Here is a 2,475-nt window from a genome sequence, read left to right on the forward strand (position 1 = left end):
CCGCCCACGGGCGGCGGGGGCGGACGGGCGGGGTCATGGCCATGGTGCTGGGTCTCCTGGGGAGGGGCGGGGACAGCGGGAGGTCCCAGCCTTTCGGAGCGCCGGGGGCGGGGCGACCCGCGCCGACCGCCCGGGTGACGGGCCCGGGGCGGCCCGCCCGGGAGGTGTCACGCGTCGTCCGCCGCCAGCGGCTGCTCGGCCCAGATGGTCTTCCCCCGGCCGGTCGGGCGCACGCCCCAGCGGTCGGTGAGCTGGGCGGTGATGAACAGGCCGCGCCCGTGTTCGTCGCTGTCGAGCGCGCGGCGCAGCTGGGGGGCGGTGCTGCTGTCGTCGGTGACCTCGCAGATCAGCGTGTGGTCGCGGATCAGGCGCAGGTCGATCGGGCCGTCGGCGTAGCGGACGGCGTTGGTGATCAGCTCGCTGGCGATCAGCTGGGTGGTGTCGGCGAGGGTGTCGAGGGACCAGGCCGCCAGCTGGTCGCGGATCAGCTTCCGCGCCTCGGAGACGACCTGCGGCCGGTTGTCGAGGGTCCAGGACACGGTGTGGCGGCGGTCGAGTTGGTGGGTGCGGGCGAGCAGGAGGGCGGCGTCGTGCCGTGGGCGGGCCGGGGCGATGGCGGCGAGGACGGCTTCGCAGGTCTCCTGCAGCGGCGGGGTGGGGCCGGCCGGGACGGGGGGCAGCAGGTCGAGCGGGAGGCGGTGGGCGGGGCCGTCGGCGGGGAGCAGCGCGGTGGTGTGCAGGAGCAGGGTGGCGCCTTCGGGCAGGACGCGTTCGGCGAGCGGGTAGTGGGCGATGCCGCGGCCGAGGGCCGGTCCCCGGGGCATCTCCAGGTGTTCGGTCGCGCCGCCGGCGTGGGCGAGGACGGGGAGGGCGTGGCCGGCGTTGGCCATGGTGCACAGCCGGGTCACGGGGTCGTAGATGAGGTAGAGGCAGGTGGCGGTCGCGGGGGTGTCGAAGGCGGGGCGGACGCCGCCCGGTTCGGGGTCCTGTTCGGGGCCGTTGGCCAGGTCGTGGAGCCGGTGGAGGATCTCGTCGGGGGCGAGGTCGAGGTCGGACAGGGCCGTGAGGGCGGCCCGCAGCTCGCCCATGGCCTGGGCGGCGTCGGACGACTTCCGTCCGGTGGTGTCGCCGGCGACCAGTGCGACCCTGGCGCCGGAGAGCGGGATGACGTCGACGAAGGCGCCGCCGAACGCGGCCGGGAGGTAGGCGCCGGCGGTGTCGGCGGCGGCGCCGGTGAGGTCCGGGGGCCGGTGCGGGTGGGACCGCAGGATCCGGGCGGCGGAGTGTTCGCGCTGGTAGAGGCGGGCGTTGTCGATGGACAGGGCGGCCCTGGAGGCGAGCAGTTCGGCGACGGCCAGGTCGGCGCGGCCGAACGGGACCTGGTTGTGCCAGCGGTAGAAGCTGACCAGGCCGAGGACGACGCGGCGGGCGCGCAACGGGACCACCATCATCGAGTGGACGCCGGCCGCGAGCAGCCGGGCGTCGCGCGGCCGGGTGGGGTCCAGCCAGTGGGTGTGGGCGCCCATCCGCCGGATCAGCCGGGGCCGCAGGCGGGTGAGGACGTCCCAGTGCGGGGTGCCGCCGGGGTAGGTGTCGACCTCGCCGACCCGCGGCACGCCCTCGCGGTGGCGGCCGGACGCGGAGCGGAAGCCCGCGCGGCGCACGGTGGCGTTGCCGCAGCAGGCCCCGGCCGGCACCGCGTCCCCGCGCAGGACGAGGTCGAGGACGTCGACGGCGGCGCTGTCCGCGAAGCCGGGCAGTGCGAGGTCGCACAGTTCCTGCGCCGTACGGAAGGTGTCGAGCGTCGTCCCGACCGTGCCCGCCGCCTTCTCCAGCAGGCGCAGGCGCTCCTCGGCGCGGGTGCGTTCGGTGATGTCGGTGAGCGAGGTGGCCAGGCCGAGCACCGTTCCGTCGGGGTCCTCGAGCCGGAACCCGGAGACGGACATCACGGCCTCGACGGCGGGGTCGCGGCCGGCGATGTGCAGGCGCAGGTCGAGGACGGGGGTGCCGGTCTCCAGGATCTCGCGGGCCAGTGCCTCGACCTCGTCCGGGGAGGGCACCTGGAAGGCGGTGAGGATGTCCCAGAGCGGTCTGCCGAGCATCTCGTGGATGCGGAAGTCGTTGATGCGGTACGCGGCGGTGTTGACCCGTACCAGCCGCAGCCGGGGGTCGAGGACGTGCAGGCCGACCGGCGACTGGGTGAACAGCGCGTCGAGGACTGCGGCGTCCACGCCACCCGGTCCTGGGACGGGGTGCGGGTGGGGGCTCACGGTGCTCCGCTCTCGTCGGGACGGGTGGTGCGACTCGCCCCCGCACGCCCGGGGCGCGGGCGGGCGGCGGGGCCGCACGCCCGGGGCCAGCCTCACCCTGCGGCCCGGGCGCGGCGATCCGGCTGGGCCGATCAGGCGAGCGCCGGGCCGCCCTGCCCGGGCCGCTGCCGGAGCGGTGGCGGAGCTGATGCCCGTTGAAGGGTTC

General features: G+C 76.2%; 1 protein-coding gene. It reads right to left on the reverse strand.

Going from position 1 to position 2,475, the window contains the following annotated elements:
- Positions 1-167: 167 nt before the first annotated feature.
- The gene (locus AA75_RS34185; protein ID WP_033824248.1) at positions 168-2,231 is read right to left on the reverse strand and encodes a SpoIIE family protein phosphatase; all 2,064 of its coding nucleotides are present in this window, start codon (positions 2,229-2,231) and stop codon (positions 168-170) included.
- Positions 2,232-2,475 lie beyond the last annotated feature (244 nt).

The organism is Kitasatospora sp. MBT63 (genome assembly GCF_000710465.2).
Classification (GTDB): Bacteria; Actinomycetota; Actinomycetes; order Streptomycetales; family Streptomycetaceae; genus Kitasatospora.